The sequence below is a fragment of the Massilia rubra genome, from assembly GCF_011682065.1.
GTDB lineage: Bacteria > Pseudomonadota > Gammaproteobacteria > Burkholderiales > Burkholderiaceae_D > Telluria_A > Telluria_A rubra.
The window spans coordinates 287,427-303,448 of the sequence record NZ_VUYU01000001.1 but is presented as its reverse complement, the minus strand read 5'-3'; the positions used below and the strand labels follow the sequence as shown (position 1 = coordinate 303,448).

Annotated in this window: 11 protein-coding genes; 9 read left to right on the top strand and 2 right to left on the bottom strand. The window is 65.5% G+C overall.

Going from position 1 to position 16,022, the window contains the following annotated elements:
• Positions 1-66: 66 nt before the first annotated feature.
• The 6 genes from F0185_RS01295 (at position 67) to F0185_RS01270 (ending at position 9,561) form a co-directional block, all read left to right on the top strand.
• A complete protein-coding gene (locus F0185_RS01295) occupies positions 67-2,397 on the top strand; it encodes a M1 family metallopeptidase (protein ID WP_167220864.1) in 2,331 nt (776 codons plus the stop codon).
• A gap of 52 nt (positions 2,398-2,449) precedes the next feature.
• Entirely contained in the window at positions 2,450-4,813 is a 2,364-nt protein-coding gene (locus F0185_RS01290; protein WP_167220862.1) for a M1 family metallopeptidase, read from the top strand.
• Positions 4,810-5,295, top strand: a complete 486-nt coding sequence (locus F0185_RS01285; RefSeq protein WP_167220860.1) for a DUF6702 family protein — start codon at positions 4,810-4,812, stop codon at positions 5,293-5,295. The genes F0185_RS01290 and F0185_RS01285 overlap by 4 nt, the downstream gene beginning before the upstream one ends.
• Positions 5,292-7,322: a TonB-dependent receptor gene (locus F0185_RS01280; RefSeq protein WP_370663954.1), complete on the top strand. Its 2,031-nt coding sequence runs from the start codon at positions 5,292-5,294 to the stop codon at positions 7,320-7,322. Before F0185_RS01285 ends, F0185_RS01280 begins: the two co-directional genes overlap by 4 nt.
• A 46-nt stretch (positions 7,323-7,368) precedes the next feature.
• Positions 7,369-8,106, top strand: coding sequence for a 2OG-Fe dioxygenase family protein (locus F0185_RS01275; protein WP_167220858.1), 738 nt, complete (start codon positions 7,369-7,371; stop codon positions 8,104-8,106).
• 96 nt (positions 8,107-8,202) lie between these two features.
• On the top strand, positions 8,203-9,561 hold the full coding sequence (locus F0185_RS01270) for a hybrid sensor histidine kinase/response regulator (RefSeq protein WP_167220856.1): 1,359 nt from the start codon (positions 8,203-8,205) through the stop codon (positions 9,559-9,561).
• 199 nt (positions 9,562-9,760) lie between these two features.
• Here the strand turns inward: F0185_RS01270 and F0185_RS01265 are convergent, their stop codons facing one another.
• Together F0185_RS01265 and F0185_RS01260 are read right to left on the bottom strand one after the other, a co-directional pair.
• Positions 9,761-11,011 carry a DUF1501 domain-containing protein gene (locus tag F0185_RS01265; RefSeq protein ID WP_167220854.1) on the bottom strand — a complete coding sequence of 417 codons (1,251 nt, stop codon included), beginning with the start codon at positions 11,009-11,011 and terminating at the stop codon, positions 9,761-9,763.
• Between the two features lie 12 nt (positions 11,012-11,023).
• Positions 11,024-12,520 carry a DUF1800 domain-containing protein gene (locus tag F0185_RS01260; protein ID WP_167220852.1) on the bottom strand — a complete coding sequence of 499 codons (1,497 nt, stop codon included), beginning with the start codon at positions 12,518-12,520 and terminating at the stop codon, positions 11,024-11,026.
• A 190-nt stretch (positions 12,521-12,710) separates the two neighbouring features.
• Here F0185_RS01260 and F0185_RS01255 point away from each other — a divergent pair, with 190 nt between their 5' ends.
• From F0185_RS01255 to F0185_RS01245, 3 genes are read left to right on the top strand one after another with little or no spacing between them, the layout of a single operon-like run.
• Entirely contained in the window at positions 12,711-13,427 is a 717-nt protein-coding gene (locus F0185_RS01255) for a CerR family C-terminal domain-containing protein (protein WP_167220850.1), read from the top strand.
• On the top strand, positions 13,424-14,806 hold the full coding sequence (locus tag F0185_RS01250; protein WP_167220848.1) for an efflux transporter outer membrane subunit: 1,383 nt from the start codon (positions 13,424-13,426) through the stop codon (positions 14,804-14,806). The genes F0185_RS01255 and F0185_RS01250 overlap by 4 nt, the downstream gene beginning before the upstream one ends.
• A 54-nt stretch (positions 14,807-14,860) precedes the next feature.
• On the top strand, positions 14,861-16,021 hold the full coding sequence (locus F0185_RS01245; RefSeq protein WP_229476677.1) for an efflux RND transporter periplasmic adaptor subunit: 1,161 nt from the start codon (positions 14,861-14,863) through the stop codon (positions 16,019-16,021).
• The last annotated feature ends 1 nt before the right edge of the window (position 16,022 follow it).

Here is a 16,022-nt window from a genome sequence, read left to right as displayed (position 1 = left end):
GACTAATCGGTACGTTTAGAATACCTCCTCTTTTTCACGAGAAAAGTCAGGGAAAACATGATCCGTATGCCGGTCTTAGCTGCGTTGTTCGTCATTGCGGGCATCGCCCCGGCCGCCGAACCGTTCGACGACAAGTTCCGCCAGCTCGAGGAAGTGCTGCCGACGCCAAACACGATCCGCAATGCCGCCGGCGCTCCCGGCCACGCTTACTGGCAGCAGCGCGCCGATTACACGATCCGCGCGCGCCTCGATGAAAACAAGCGCAGCATCAGCGCGACCGAAACGGTCACCTACCACAACAACTCGCCGGACACCCTGTCCTACCTGTGGGTGCAGCTGGACCAGAACATCTTCAAGAGCGATTCGGATGCGCGCATGTCGGCCACGGTGGCCTCGCGCGAGGCCTGGGCCAAGGCGCGCAGCGACGAAGACGGCATGCGCTTCGAAGGCATGCGTTCGATCCTGGAAAACCCCGGCTTCGATGGCGGCTTTGCCATCGGCGCGGTCAAGGGCGCGGACGGCAAGCCGCTGCGCTACACGATCAACAAGACCATGATGCGGATCGACCTGCCGCAGCCGATGAAGCCGGGCGCGCGCCTGTCGTTCAACATCGACTTCAGCTTCAACATTAGTGACGCCAAGGTGCAGGGCGGGCGCACCGGTTACGAAAAATTCGACGACAAGAACGACCTGTTCGAAATCGCGCACTGGTTCCCGCGCATGGCCGCTTACTACGACGTGTACGGCTGGCAGCACAAGCAGTTCCTCGGCGCCGGCGAGTTTACGCTCGAATTCGGCGACTACGACGTCCAGCTGACCGTCCCGGCCGACCATATCGTGGCCAGCACGGGCGAGCTGCAAAACCCGGGCGAGGTGTTGACGGCGGCCCAGCGCGAGCGCCTGAAAAAAGCGCGCACCAGCAGCAAACCGGTGATCATCGTCACCCAGCAGGAAGCCGAGGCGGCCGAAAAATCGCGCGCCAGCGGCACCCGCACCTGGCACTACAAGGCGAAGAACGTGCGCGATTTCGCCTTCGCCAGCAGCCGCAAGTTCATCTGGGACGCGCAGGGCTACAAGAAGGGCGGCACCGACACGATGGCCATGTCGTACTATCCCAAGGAAGGCAATCCGCTGTGGGAAAAGTATTCGACCCAGGCCATCGTCCACACCATCGAACAGTACAACAAGTATTCGCTGGACTACCCGTACCCGGCCGCGATTTCGGTCAATGGCCCGATCGGCGGCATGGAATACCCGATGATTTCGTTTAACGGCCCGCGTCCGACCAAGGACAAGAAGACCGGTGAACTGACGTATTCCAAGCGCACCAAGTATGGCCTGATCGGCGTGATCATCCACGAGGTGGGCCACAACTACTTCCCGATGATCGTCAATTCCGACGAGCGCCAGTGGACCTGGATGGACGAGGGCCTGAACACTTTCATCCAGGGCCTGGCGCAGAACGCGTGGGAAGAAAATTACCCGCAGTCGCGCGGCGAAGCGCGCACCATCGTCGACTACATGCGTTCGCGCGACCAGGTGCCGATCATGACCAATTCCGAGTCGCTGCTGCAGTTCGGGAACAACGCCTACGCCAAGCCGGCGGCGGCCCTGAACGTGCTGCGCGAGACGGTGCTGGGGCGCGAGCTGTTCGACTTCGCTTTCCGCGAATACGCGCAGCGCTGGAAGTTCAAGCGGCCCACGCCATCGGACTTTTTCCGCACCATGGAAGACGCTTCCGGCACGGACCTCGACTGGTTCTGGCGCGGCTGGTTCTACACCACCGACGCGGTCGACGTGAGCGTGGACGCCATCACCGAATACGGCGTGAGCACCAAGAACCCGGAGATCGAAAAAGCCTGGAAGAAGTCGCAGAAGGAGGCCGAGCCGGTGTCGGTGACGACCCAGCGCGACAAGGGTACGCCGCGCCGCGTGGACGCGCATCCGGAGCTGAAGGACTTCTACAACGAGCACGACGACTTCACCGTCACCAACAAGGACCGCAACAACTACCAGGAAGCCGTCGACGGCCTGGAAGACTGGGAAAAGGCGCTGCTGGCCAAGGGCAAGCACCTGTACCTGGTCGACTTTTCCAACATCGGCGGGCTGGTGACGCCGCTGGTGCTGGAGATCGAACTCAAGTCCGGCAAAAAATATATCGAGCGCATTCCGGCCGAAGTGTGGCGCTACTCGTCCAGGAAGATCACGAAGCTGATCGTCACCGACGAACCGCTGGTGGGCCTGACCCAGGACCCGTACTGGGAAACAGCCGATATCGACAACAGCAACAACGCCTGGCCGCGCAAGATCACGCCATCGCGCCTGGAACTGTTCAAGACCGACCGCACCAAGGACGACTTGATGAAGGACTTCAACACGCCGTTGAAGACCAAGTAGCAAGGCGGGCGCGATAAGGCGCCCGCTTTTTCATGACACTACCCTGCCCCCAATGATCATCAAACACCTTTCCCTGGCCCTGGCGGCCTGCCTGGCTGGCGCCGCCGCCAGCGCGGCGCCAGCCTTCGACGACAAGTTCCGCCAGCTCGACGAACTGCTGCCCACGCCCGGCATCACGCGCACCGCGTCCGGCGCGCCCGGCCACGCCTACTGGCAGCAGCGCGCCGACTACAAGCTGCGCGCCACGCTCGATGAAGCCAGGCGTCGCATCGACGGCAGCGGCACGGTCACGTACCACAACAATTCGCCGGACACGCTGTCGTACCTGTGGGTGCAGCTGGACCAGAACATGTTCCGTGCCGATTCGGACAACCGCGCCATTGCCACCGTGCCGTCGCGCGAGGCCTGGGCCAAGGCGACCGAGGCGGACGGCATGCGCTTCGAGGCGATGCGCTTCATCGTCGATAGCCGCACGTTTGACGGCGGCTTCAATATCACCGCGCTGACCGATGGCGGCGGCCAGCCGCTCAGGTATACGATCAACAAGACCATGATGCGGATCGACTTGCCGCAGCCGATGAAGCCCGGTTCACGCTTTTCGTTCCAGATGGCGTGGAACTTCAACATCCCCGAAATGAATGTGCTGGGCCGCCGCTCGGGCTACGAAAAATTCGAGGAAGACAAGAACGACCTGTTCGAAGTGGCGCAGTGGTACCCGCGCATGGCGGCCTACTACGACGCCGCCGGCTGGCAGAACAAGCAGTACCTGGGCGACGGCGAATTTACGCTGGAATTCGGCGACTACGATATCGAACTGACCGTCCCGGCCGACCATATCGTCGCCAGCACGGGCGAATTGCAAAATCCGGGCGCGGTACTGACGGCCACCCAGCGCGAACGCTTGCAACAGGCCCGCGGCAGCGCCAAGCCAGTGCTGATCGTCACCCAGAAAGAGGCCGAAGCGGCCGAAAAATCGCGCTCAAGCGCCAGCAAGGCCTGGCACTACAAGGCCAAAAACGTGCGCGATTTCGCCTTTGCCAGCAGCCGCAAATTCATCTGGGACGCGCAGGGCTACAAGAAGGGCGACACCGACGTGATGGCGATGTCCTACTACCCGAAGGAAGGCAATCCGCTGTGGGAGCGCTATTCGACCCAGGCCATCGTCCACACCATCGAGCAGTACAACAAGTACGCCTTCGACTATCCGTATCCGATCGCAATCTCGGTCAACGGCCCGGTGGGCGGCATGGAATACCCGATGATTTCGTTTAACGGCCCGCGTCCGACCAAGGACAAGAAGACCGGCGAACTGACCTACTCGCGCCGTACCAAGTATGGACTGATCGGCGTGATCATCCACGAAGTGGGCCACAACTACTTCCCGATGATCGTCAATTCCGACGAGCGCCAGTGGACCTGGATGGACGAGGGGCTGAACAGCTTCCTGGAGTACCTGTCCGAGCGCGCCTGGGAAGACAACTTCCCCGACACGCGCGGCGATCCGCGCGCCATCGTCGACTACATGCGCAGCAAGAACCAGGTGCCGGTGATGACCAATTCGGAGTCGGTTCTCCAGCGCGGCAACAACGCCTACGCCAAGCCGGCCACCTCGCTGATCGTGCTGCGCGAGACGGTGCTGGGACGCGAATTGTTCGACTTCGCCTTTCGCGAATATGCGCAGCGCTGGAAGTTCAAGCGCCCCACGCCGGCCGACTTTTTCCGCACCATGGAAGACGCTTCCGGCACGGACCTCGACTGGTTCTGGCGCGGCTGGTTCTACACCACCGATGCGGTCGACGTCAGCGTGGACGGCATCACCGAGTACGGCGTGAGCAGCAAGAACCCGGAGATCGAAAAAGCCTGGAAGAAGTCGCAGAAGGAGGCCGAGCCGGTGTCGGTGACGAGCCAGCGCGACAAGGGAACGGCGCGCCGCGTCGATGCGCATCCGGAGCTGAAGGACTTCTACAACGAGCATGACGACTTCACCGTCACCAACAAGGACCGCAACAAGTACCAGGAGGCGGTGGAAGGACTGGAAGACTGGGAAAAAGCGCTGCTGGCCAAGGGCAAGCACCTGTACCTGGTCGATTTTTCCAACATCGGCGGGCTGGTGACGCCGCTGGTGCTGGAGATCGAACTCAAGTCCGGCAAAAAGACCATCGAGCGCATTCCGGCCGAAATATGGCGCTATTCGTCGAAGAAGATCACGAAGCTGATCGTCACCGACGAACCGATGGTGGGCCTGACCCAGGACCCGTATTGGGAAACGGCCGATACGGACGTGTCCAACAACGCCTGGCCGCGCAAGATCACGCCTTCGCGCCTGGAGCTGTTCAAGACCGACCGCAGCAAGGATGACCTGATGAAGGACTTCAATACACCGTTGAAGTCCAAAGACAGCAAGGCCGCGCAATGAAGCGTCGCCTCGCGCTCGGCGCGCTGCTGGCGTGCGCCTGCGCAGGCGCGTGGGCGCACCGCTTCCACGCGGGGATCACCGATATCTCGTTCAACCGGAACACCGGCAGCATCGAAGTCGTGCACACCTACATGGCGCACGATATCGAGGCGCTGCTGGCCAACCTGTACCAGCGCCAGTTCGACCTGTCCGACCCGCAGGACGAAGCGGTGCTGCGCAAGTACATCGACAAGCAGTTCTACCTGCTCGGCGCCGACCGCGCGCGACTGCCCCTGCGCTGGGTCGGCGTGACCACCAGCGTCGAGAGCGTGGTGATCTACCAGGAGGTGGAAAAGACCGCGCTGGCGGACGCCGTGCGCGCGCACGACGAGGTCTTGTCCGATTTTTTGCCGGACCAGGTCAATACCGTCAACATCAACCGTGCCGGCGCCATCGCCACTCTCACCTTCGACCGCAACAAGAAAGAACTCGACTTACCGTGACCAAGCACAGCGCCTTACGCCTTACCCCGATCGCCCTTTCCTTCCTGTTGTGCCATGTCGCCGCGCGTGCCGACGATCTTGCCTTGCAGCGCGTGCTGATCGACGGCTCGCGCGCCAGCCAACTGGGCATCGCCGATTCGGCCAATGCCGGCAGCATCAATCAGAAGCAGCTGGAAATGCGCACCGTGTACCGGCCCGGCGAACTGCTCGAAGCGGTCCCCGGCCTGATCGCCACCCAGCACAGCGGCGAGGGCAAGGCCAACCAGTTTTTCCTGCGCGGCTTTAACCTCGATCACGGCACCGACCTGCGCACCACGGTCGACGACATGCCGGTCAACCAGCGCAGCCATGCCCACGGCCAGGGCTGGACCGACCTCAATTTTCTGATTCCCGAGCTGGCCGCGCGCATGGATTACCGCAAAGGCCCGTACTCGGCGCGCGATGGCGACTTTGCCTCGGCCGGCGCGGCGGCGGTCACCTACGCCAACCGGCTGGCGCAAACGACCACCAGCGCCAGCGTGGGGCAGAATGGTTTTGCGCGCGCGCTGCTGGCCGGCTCGCCCGAAGCGGGTGCAGGCAACCTGCTGTACGCGCTGGAAGCGATGCGCAACGATGGCCCGTTCACCCGCCCCGACGACTACCGCAAGCTCAACGCCGTGCTGCGGTTCAGCCAGGGCTACGCCAACAACGGTTTCACGGTCAGCGCCATGGCCTACCGCGCCAGCTGGAATGCAACCGACCAGATTCCCCAGCGCGCCGTCGATGACGGTTCCCTCGGCCGCTTCGACGCCATCGACGACAGCGACGGCGGCCAGGCGCGCCGCTACAGCGTCTCGGGCGCGTGGCGCCGCACCGGCGCGGAGCAGGCATCGAAGGTCAACGCCTACGTGATCCGCAACCAGCTCGACCTGTATTCGAACTTCACCTATTTTCTCAACGATCCGGTCAACGGCGACCAATTCAGCCAGCCGGACCGGCGCGTGACCAGCGGCGTGGACGCCACCCACACCTGGCATGGCCACGGCACCGGGATCAATGCCGATGTCACCATCGGCCTGCAACTCCAGAACGACAATATCTTCAACGGTTTGTACAACACGCGCCGGCGCGAGCGCCTTTCCACCACGCGCGCAGACCACGTCGTCGAATCCAGCCTCGGCCTGTTCGCCGAACACCAGGTGCGCTGGAGCGACAAGCTGCGCAGCGTGGCCGGCCTGCGGGCCGACAGCTACCGCTTCGATGTGCAGGGCAGCGCCAGCGGCACCGCTGCGCGCTCGCGCGACCATCAGCTCAGTCCCTCGCTGAACCTGATCTTCGGGCCGTGGGCGCAGACCGAGTGGTATCTCAACGCCGGCAATGGCTTTCACAGTAACGATGCGCGCGGCACGGTCGAGCGCACCACGCCGGCTCCGGGCCTGGCGCGCACGCGCGCTCTGGAAGTGGGCGTGCGCAGCGAACTTGTGCCCAAGCTGCAAAGCGCGCTATCGCTGTACCGGCTCGACATGGCGTCGGAACTGGTCTACGTCGGCGACGCCGGCAACACCGAAGCCGGCCCCGCCAGCCGCCGCACCGGGATCGAACTGTCGAACTACTACAAGCCGTTCAAGTGGCTCTCGCTCGACCTGGACCTGGCCTTTGCCAAGGCACGCGCACGCGGCGTGGGCGTGGCTGCGGGCGAGGACCGTATCGCCGGCGCGGTCGAAGGCGTGGGCCAGTTCGCGCTGACGCTCGAGCGTGGCCCCTGGTCGGGCGCGCTGCGCCTGCGCTACGTGGGCGCGCGTGCGCTCGTCGAAGATAACAGCGTGCGCGCAGCGGGCAGCACCAGCATGAATGGCCGCATCGGCTACCGCCTCGCCAACGGCCTGCTGCTCGAGATCGAAGGCTTCAACCTGACCAACCGGCGCGATTCGGCGATCGCCTATTATTATGAATCGCGCCTGCCAAATGAAATGGCCGCGCGCGAGGACGTGCACTTCCACCCGATCGAATCGCGCTCGCTGCGGCTGACGCTTGTGAAAAAGTGGTAAGTGCCCACTCCTCACATCCCACGGCGAAAAATGCTACGCTATCGGGATGACAACACACGCGCCACCCTTTAACGATATCGCCCAACTCACCGATGCGCTGCGCACCAGCGGCTACGCCCTGCTGCGCCCTGCGGACGTGGCCTCGCTGGCGGGCTGCAGCCTCGATGACCTCAACACGCTGGCCGCCAGCTGGGACCATCTGGCGCCCGATAACTACCTCAAGGACGGCGGCAATTACCGGCGCCGGCGCCACTCCTGCTTCATCCAGGACGGCGCCACCTTGACCCAGACCGCGCACCGCGCGCACTGGCAGCCGATCGAATACAACGCCCTGCACGGCGGCATGCACCGCCTGTTCGAACCGGTCGAGCCAAGCACGGTGGCGCTGCCGGCATGGGGCAAGCTGCTGCGCGCCCTGGGCGACGCCTGCTCGCGCGTGCGGGCGGCGCAGCCCTGGTACGTGGAAGCGCACCAGTTCCGCATTGATACGCTCGAAGGCATCGGCCGTCCCACGCCGGAAGGCGCGCACCGCGACGGCGTCGACTTCGTGGCCGTGCTGCTGGTCGGGCGCAGCCATATCAAGGGCGGCGAGACGCGCATTTTCGAAGCCGCCGGTCCGGACGGCAAACGCTTCACCATGCTCGAGCCATGGACCCTGATCCTGCTCGACGACGCCACCGTCATCCACGAATCGACCCCGATCCAGCCCGACGGCGAGAACGGCCACCGCGATACCCTGGTGCTGACCTGGCGCACGGGAGGCTTCCAGGGCGACACGGAGTGAAAAACAGTGACATTATGGTATCTGTAAATTTACCATGTGGCGCGATAAATCCGATATAGTCGTGTGCAACGCAGCCGTCGTGCAAGGAGCCATGTCGTGGACTCGACGTACCAAATCCAGCCAGAAGAATTCGAGATACTGATCGTCGAAGACAGCCCGACCCAGGCCGAGCGGCTGCGGCGGCTGATCCAGTCCAAGTCATACCGGGTGCGCGTGGCGCTGAACGGCCAGTTGGCCCTTGCCCTGATCCGCGAGCAAAAACCCGACCTGGTCCTGTCGGACATCATCATGCCCGAGATGGACGGCTACGAACTTTGCCGGACTATCAAGTCCGACCCGGCCCTGCGCGACATTCCGGTCATTCTGGTGACGGCGCTGAACGACCCCAAGGACATCATCCGCGGCATCGAGTGCGGCGCCGATAATTTCGTGCGCAAGCCGTACGCCGAGGAGTACCTGCTCGGCAGGATCAGCCACATGCTGCTCAACCTGCGCCTGCGCGAAGGTCCCCCGGTGGAGGTGGAAGCGGGCATCGCGCTTTATCTCGGCAACCAGAAGCACTTCATCAACGCCGGGCGCCAGCAGATCCTGGACTTGCTCATTTCGACCTACGAACAGGCGGTGCAGGTCAACAGCGAATTGCAGGCGCGCGAGCGCCAGGTGATCGAACTCAATATGCGCCTGGCGCACCACGCGGCCGAGCTGGAAACCATCAACCGCGAAATCGCGCACAAAAACCTGGAACTGGCCGAGGCGAGCCGCATGAAGTCGGCCTTTATCGCCAATATGTCGCACGAGCTGCGCACGCCGCTCAACGCCATCATCGGCTTTACCGGGGCGCTGTTGATGAAGCTACCCGGCCCGCTCACGCCGGACCAGGACAAGCAGCTCAACACCATCCGTTCGAGCGCGCGCCATTTGCTATCGCTCATCAACGACATCCTGGATGTGGCCAAGATCGAGGCCGGCAAGGTAACGCTGGCGCTCGAGCGCGTGCAGTGCCAGGACCTGATCAACCATACGGCCGACACCCTGCGCCCGCTGGCCGCGCAAAAGGGCTTGTCGCTGTCGCTGGAGCTGCCGCCTGAAGCGATCGTGATCGATTCGGACCGGCGCGCGCTGACCCAGATTATTATCAATCTGGTCAATAACGCGATCAAGTTTACGGACCAGGGATCGGTAAGGGTGGCCTTGTCGCAGCGGCTCGAGGCCAGCCAGTTGCTCACCGAGTTCAGCGTGACCGACAGCGGGGCCGGCATCAAGCCGGAAGACCAGTCGAAGCTGTTCCAGGCGTTTTCGCAGCTCGATTCCACCTCGACCCGGCATGCCGAGGGGGCGGGATTGGGACTGTATCTGTGCCAGAACCTGGCCAATCTGCTGGGCGGCAGCCTGTATTTCACCAGCGCCTACGGCAGCGGCAGCACCTTCATCCTCGCTTTGCGCGAAAAACGCTGAACGCCGCGATAGCGACAATTCTCGCGTTGACCTGACGACCGTCCTGCCACCCAAAAAAAACGCCCGCGACCTTGACGGTGCGGGCGGCAATCCAATCTTCTGAGAAAACTGGAGGAGACAAGTCCACTATATTCTCATTCATGGTGCACTGCAATACGGTAGTTCTACGGTGTTGCGCTACAGATACAAATATTTCACCCTACACTTGCAATAATTGAAACCCGAGTGCTTTGCGTGGCATGTCCGGAAACAATCTGGCCAGTTGGCCATCCGGCAAACGCAGGTGTTTTTCGGCCACCTGCGCCAGCACCGAGCGAAAATCGGTACTCACCGGCAGGTCGCGTCCTTCGTTGAGCGCGTCGTCGCCCACGCCCTGCCAGTCGCCATACACCTTGCCGCCGGCCACGCGCCCGCCCAGCAGCCACATGGCGTTGCCATGACCATGATCGGTGCCGGCGTTGCCGTTCTGGCGCGCGGTGCGGCCAAATTCCGACATCACGATGATGGTCGTGTGCTCGAACATGGGCCCGAGGCGCTGGGCCAGGGTCGCCAGTCCCAGTCCCACGGGCGCCAGCCGGTTGGCCAGTTGTCCGCTCGCCGCGCCCTGGTTGGCATGCGTGTCCCATCCGCCCAGCGCGATAAACGCCACCTGCATGCGCGGGTCGCTGCGCATCAGGCCCGCCAGCCGCGCCGCATCGTCCGGAAAACCATTCGGCAGAGGCGCCCCGTTGTCGGCGGCCTGCATTTCCTGGCTCATCGCCGCCTGCATCACCTCTTTGTGCGCCACCCTGCCCTCGCTGTAGGCGCGCCCGAAGCGCGCGTGCGACGCATACAACTGGTCGAACGCGGCGCCCACCGCCGGGCGGTCGAGTACATCGGCGCGCGTCGCCCCGGCGCCATTGGGCAGGTTGATGGCCGCCGCCGGCCCGCTCAGGATGCGTGGCATCAGCGGGCCGATACTGATGGCGCGGCTGGCCGCGGAGTGACCCGGCAGCGCCGTCACCAGCCGGTTCATCCAGCCATCCGGCGTGCTTTTGCGGCCCGGCGTGGCCGTCTCCATATAGATCTGCGCGTCGAAGTGCGAACGGCTCTCGTCGGGCGAGCCGCTGGCATGCACGAACGCGAGCTGCTTTTGCCGCCACAGCGGCATCAAGGGAGCCAGCGCGGGATGCAGGCCGAAGTAGCCGTCCAGGTCGAGAGCGCCCCCTTCCGCGCCAGGCAATTCCAGCCCGATGGTCGGGCGCAGGCGCCGGTAGTTGGCGTCGCCCACCGGCGCGACCACGTTCAGGCCATCGACCGCGCCGCGCAGCATCACGACGATCAGTTTCTGGCGCGTGGCGCCGGTGTCGCCAGTGTCGCTGGCCCCGCTGGCGGCCCAGGCGCTGCGCCCGACCGGCACCAGCAGGCTGGCGCCGGCCGCCATCGAGGATAGAAAGTCTCTGCGTTGCATGTGGTTCTCCTGTTAGCGCTGCATGAAATCGGGGCCGCCGAGCAGCATCGCCGCGCGCAGGGCGACCGGCGACGCCGCCACCAGCTCCTGGGTGCGCGGCGATACCGAAGCACCCAGGGTCGACGCCAGTTGCAGCGGATCGAGCGGGGCCGGCGTGACCGAACTGGCATCGGCCAGCGCCACCACGGGCGCGCCTTTGGCCAGCGCCAGCCGCCCCGCGCCGAGCGCCGTGGCGAACACGATGCGCCGGGTCAGCGCGTGCGGATTCATCCAGGCCGCCTCGGTATTCTTGTAGCCGTCCGGCGTCTGGCAGCCGTACAGCGGCATGCCGAGCTGGTTCAGGGCGCCGAGCAGCGGGCCGATGTCGCCCGGCGGCGTGGCGCTGGCGCGCGCCGCCGACACCACATACTGGTACGGGGTCTTGAACTTGGCGCCGATTGCGCTTGGGGCCATGAATTCGTCGCTGGCGAACAGCACCCGCAGCACGCCGCGAATGTCGCCGCCATTGGCCTGCCAGGTTCCCGCCAGCCGCTCGACCAGCGCCGGCGGCGGATCGTCGCGCACGAAATACTGGGCCAGCTTGTAGCTCAGGTGGCGCGCCGTGGCCGGATGCATGGCCAGCACGTCGAGCGCCATCTCGCCTTCCTGCTGGCCGGCGGCCGGCACCGCGCGTCCCAGCCAAGTCTTGGCGCCCTGGTCGTGGCGCTTCGGATCGAAGCGAAATAGCTGGTCTTCGCCGATCAGGGCGCGCTGGTCGTAAGTCCAGCCGGTCAGCATGCGCGCCAGTTCGGTCACGTCGCGCTGGCTGTAGCCGCCGTCGACGCCGAGCGTGTGCAGTTCCATCAGTTCGCGCGCGTAGTTTTCGTTCAGGCCGCGCGCGCGCCCCTTGGCTTTGGCCGGCGCGGGGCCGGCGGACAGGTAGTTGTCGAGGTAGTACAGCATGGCCGGGTGCTTCGCGGTGGCGCCCAGCAGTTGGCGGAAGGAGCCGAACACGTAGGGCCGGATCGCATCGCGCTCGTAGCTGGCGACCAGCGCCTGCACATTGCCCTTGGAGGCGGCTACGTTGAAGTGGTTGAACCAGAAGTCGACCATCACTTCTTCGAGCTGGCGCGGACTCTGGAGCGCGCGCAGCAGGCGCGCTTCGGCCGTTTCGCGGGCAATGCGCGCCACGCGCGCGCGGCGCAGCTCCTGAGCGGCCGGCGTTTCGTCGCGCGCGTTGCGGCGCGCTTCTTCAAATTCGGCCAGGGTCTTGCCGGCGCTGCGGTTCGGCGTTTCCAGGCCGGCCAGGCGCGCGCTCAGGGCGGCCGGCAAGGCGATCGATTCCGGCGCGAGCTGGCTGTCGATATAGGCGCGCACGCCGCTGCGGCTCACGCGTTCCAGGTCTCCCGGCGCGGGGCCGAAGGCGATCCGGTTCAGTACATGGGCGGCCTCCTGGCCGGGCGGCAGCGGCGCGGCGCGCGCGCCGGACAGCGCGGCGGCGGCGAACAGGGCAAATACATAGCGTTTCATGGGCAAGCCGATCGAAAAGTGGCGGGAATATCCCCGCCTTACAGGTATTGCGCCGGAACCGGCAAAAAGTTCCCGTTCATTTGCATACAAGTTGGGCCACAATGTAACCCAAATGTAAAGATTTGTCGGTTTAGTTAAAACGAACGCTTTAGTTATATCAATCGTTTAGTTTTCGTGATTAAATCGCGGAATGGAAAAAACACCGACTTCACTGGCCGACGATGCGCGCCGCACGCGCTCGGACGGCGCGCAGTCGCGCGAGCGGCTGCTGCTGGCGGCGACCCGCCTGTTCGCCGAGCAGGGCTTCGCCAAAACCTCCACCCGCGAGATCGCGCTGGCCGCCGGCACCAACATCGCGTCGATCAGCTACTACTTCGGCGACAAGGCCGGCCTGTACCGCGCCGCCTTCACCGAACCGTCGCCCGGCTGCGAGGCCAGCCTGGACGCGTTCACCGCGTCCGACGCCACCCTGCGCGAGACGCTCGAAGGCTTCTACGGCATCATGATGGCCGACCTGAAACGCGGCGACAGGGCGCGCCTGTCGATGCGGCTGTGGTTTCGCGAGATGCTCGAGCCGACCGGCGTATGGGCCGAGGAAATCGACAACGGCATCAAGCCGGCCCACGCGGCGCTGGTGATGGTGCTGGGCCGTCACCTGGGCCTGGCCACGCCGGACGACGACCTGCTGCGCCTGGGCTTCTCGGTGGTCGGCCTGGCGGTGCAGCTGATGGTCACGCGCGACGTGATCGACCGCATCAACCCGCACCTGCTGGAAAACGACGCCGCCATCGATACCTGGATGGCGCGCCTGGTCGACTACGGCGAAGCGATGGTCAATGCCGAACTGGCGCGCCGCAAGGCCGGCGCCGCACAACCTATTACCAAGCCACGAAAGAAGAAAGCATGAAGATCGTCTATGTACTGAGTGCGGCCCTGCTGCCGCTGGCGCTGGGAGGGTGCGCGCTGGCGCCACCAGGCAAGACCGAGGCCCCCATGCCGCCCCAATGGCAGGCGCCCCTGCCGCACAACGGCAGCCTGACCGACCTGTCGCTGTGGTGGCGCGAGCAGGGCGACCCGCTGCTGGCGCAACTGGTGGAGGCGGCGCAGACGGCCAGCCCGAACGTGGCCACGGCGCGCTCGCGCATCGTGCAGTCGCGCGCCGACCGTGTCGCCGCCGGCGCCGCGCTGGCGCCGACCCTGGACGCGAGCATGAGCGTGAGCCGCGTCAACCAGCAAGGCGCCCAGCCCGGCGGCACCACCGGCCAGGGGGGCCTGCAAAGCGCATGGGAGATCGACCTGTTCGGCGGCCTGCGCGCCACCCGCAACGCCACCGAGGAACGCCTGGCGGGCGCGCGCGCCAGCTGGCACGATGCGCGCGTGGCGGTGGCGGCCGAAGTGGCGAACCAGTATTACAGCCTGCGCTCGTGCGAGCAGTTGCTGGCGGTGGCGCGCCTGGACGCCGCCTCGCGCGAAGACACGGCGCGCCTGACCGGCCTGTCGGCCGACGCTGGCTTCCAGGCCCCCGCCACGGCGGCCCTGGCGCGCGCCAGCGCGGCCGAGGGCAAGAGCCGCGCCACCTTGCAGCGCGCCTTGTGCGACATCGATATCAAGACCCTGGTGGCGTTAACGGCAATCGACGAACCGGACCTGCGCGCGCGCCTGCTGGCCACGACGCCGGTGGCGCCGCCGGCGCCCGCGATTGCGGCCTTGCCGGCCCAGGTGCTGGCCCAGCGGCCCGACGTGTTTACCGCCGAGCGTGAAGTGGCCGCCGCCAGCTTCGAGGTCGGCAGCGCGCAGGCGCAGCGCTACCCGCGCCTGTCGCTGCAAGGCTCCATCGGCCGTGCGAATTTTCGCAGCGGCGGCGAGAACAACCAGTTCGACACCTGGAGCATCGGCCCGCTGGCCTTGACCCTGCCGATCTTCGATGGCGGGCGGCGCAGCGCCAATGTGGACGCGGCCAGGGCGCGCTACGACGCGGCCGTGGTGTCGTACCGCGCCAGCGCGCGACGCGCCGTGAGCGAGGTCGAACAGGCGCTGGTGAACCTGGACAGCGCGGCCGAGCGCGGCTTTGATGCGCAAGTGTCGCTGGACGGCTACCGCGCAGCTTTTCGCGCCGCCGAAGACCGCTACAAGAATGGACTGGGCAGCCTGCTCGAACTGGAAGACGCGCGCCGCACGCGGCTGGCCGCTGAAAATGCGGTCGTGACCTTGCAGCGCGAGCGCAGCGCCGCATCGGTGGCCTTGTACCGCGCCGCCGGCGGCGGCTGGACCGCCACCCCGAACTGACCGCCCCGACACGACTACGGATAGAACACCATGACAAACTCCACACACTACACTTTGAAGAACCTCAAGCTCAAACCGGCCGCCGCGCTGGTGATCGGCGCCCTGGTGCTGGCCACGGGCGGCCTGATGGCCGTCTCGCCCGATTCGGTGGCGGCCGACGACAAGAAAGACGCCGCGCCCAAACCCGCGCTCACCGTCACCACCACCCGGCCGTCGCCAGCCAGCCTGGCCATCAAGCTGGGCGCCAACGGCAACGTGGCCGCCTGGCAGGAAGCGGTGATCGGCAGCGAGTCGGGCGGGCTGCGCCTGACCGACGTGAAGGTCAACGTCGGCGACGTTGTCAAGAAAGGCCAGGTGCTGGCCGTGTTCTCGGCCGACAGCGTCAACGCCGATGTGGCGCAGGCGCGCGCCGGTTTGCTGGAAGCCGAGGCGAATGCCGCCGAAGCGGTGGCCAACGCGGCGCGCGCCCGCACCCTGGAAAATTCGGGCGCGCTGTCGGGCCAGCAGATCAGCCAGTACAAGACGGCCGAGCAGACCGCCAGGGCGCGCATCGCCTCGGCCAAGGCGGCGCTGTCGTCGCAGCAGCTGCGCCTGAAGTACACGCAGGTGGTGGCGCCCGACGATGGCGTGATTTCGGCGCGCACCGCCACCGTCGGTTCGGTGGTGGGCGTGGGCACGGAACTGTTCCGCATGATCCGCCAGGGGCGCCTCGAGTGGCGGGCCGAAGTCACGGCGGCCGAACTGGCGCGCATCAAGCCCGGCACCAGCGCCGTGGTCAAGGCGGCCAACGGCAGTGAACTGACCGGCAAGGTGCGCATGATCGCGCCGACCATCGATCCGCAGACCCGCTCCGCGCTGGTGTATGTCGACCTGCCGCAGAGCGCAGGCGCCAACGCGCCCTTCAAGGCCGGCATGTTCGCCAGCGGCCAGTTCGAACTGGGCACCTCGGACGCCATGACCGTGCCGCAGCAGTCGGTGGTGGTGCGCGATGGCTTCAGCTATGTGTTCCGCCTGAACCAGGACGGGCGCGTCAGCCAGCTCAAGGTGCAGGCCGGTCGGCGCCTGGGCGAGCGCATCGAAGTGACCAAGGGCTTGACTGCCGATTCGCTGGTGGTGGTCAGCGGCGCGGGCTTTTTGAACGAGGGCGACCTGGTACGCAACGTCGCCGCGCCCGCAGCCGCGCCGGCGAAGGTGTCCGCAAGCGCCGCCAAATAAG

What these genes read in the sequence shown, in the direction of transcription:
- F0185_RS01295 (WP_167220864.1), top strand. Translation starts at nt 67, where the DNA reads ATGCCGGTCTTAGCTGCGTTGTTCGTCATTGCGGGCATCGCCCCGGCC.
- F0185_RS01290 (WP_167220862.1), top strand. Translation starts at nt 2,450, where the DNA reads ATGATCATCAAACACCTTTCCCTGGCCCTGGCGGCCTGCCTGGCTGGC.
- F0185_RS01285 (WP_167220860.1), top strand. Translation starts at nt 4,810, where the DNA reads ATGAAGCGTCGCCTCGCGCTCGGCGCGCTGCTGGCGTGCGCCTGCGCA.
- F0185_RS01275 (WP_167220858.1), top strand. Translation starts at nt 7,369, where the DNA reads ATGACAACACACGCGCCACCCTTTAACGATATCGCCCAACTCACCGAT.
- F0185_RS01265 (WP_167220854.1), bottom strand. Translation starts at nt 11,011, where the DNA reads ATGCAACGCAGAGACTTTCTATCCTCGATGGCGGCCGGCGCCAGCCTG.
- F0185_RS01260 (WP_167220852.1), bottom strand. Translation starts at nt 12,520, where the DNA reads ATGAAACGCTATGTATTTGCCCTGTTCGCCGCCGCCGCGCTGTCCGGC.
- F0185_RS01255 (WP_167220850.1), top strand. Translation starts at nt 12,711, where the DNA reads ATGGAAAAAACACCGACTTCACTGGCCGACGATGCGCGCCGCACGCGC.
- F0185_RS01250 (WP_167220848.1), top strand. Translation starts at nt 13,424, where the DNA reads ATGAAGATCGTCTATGTACTGAGTGCGGCCCTGCTGCCGCTGGCGCTG.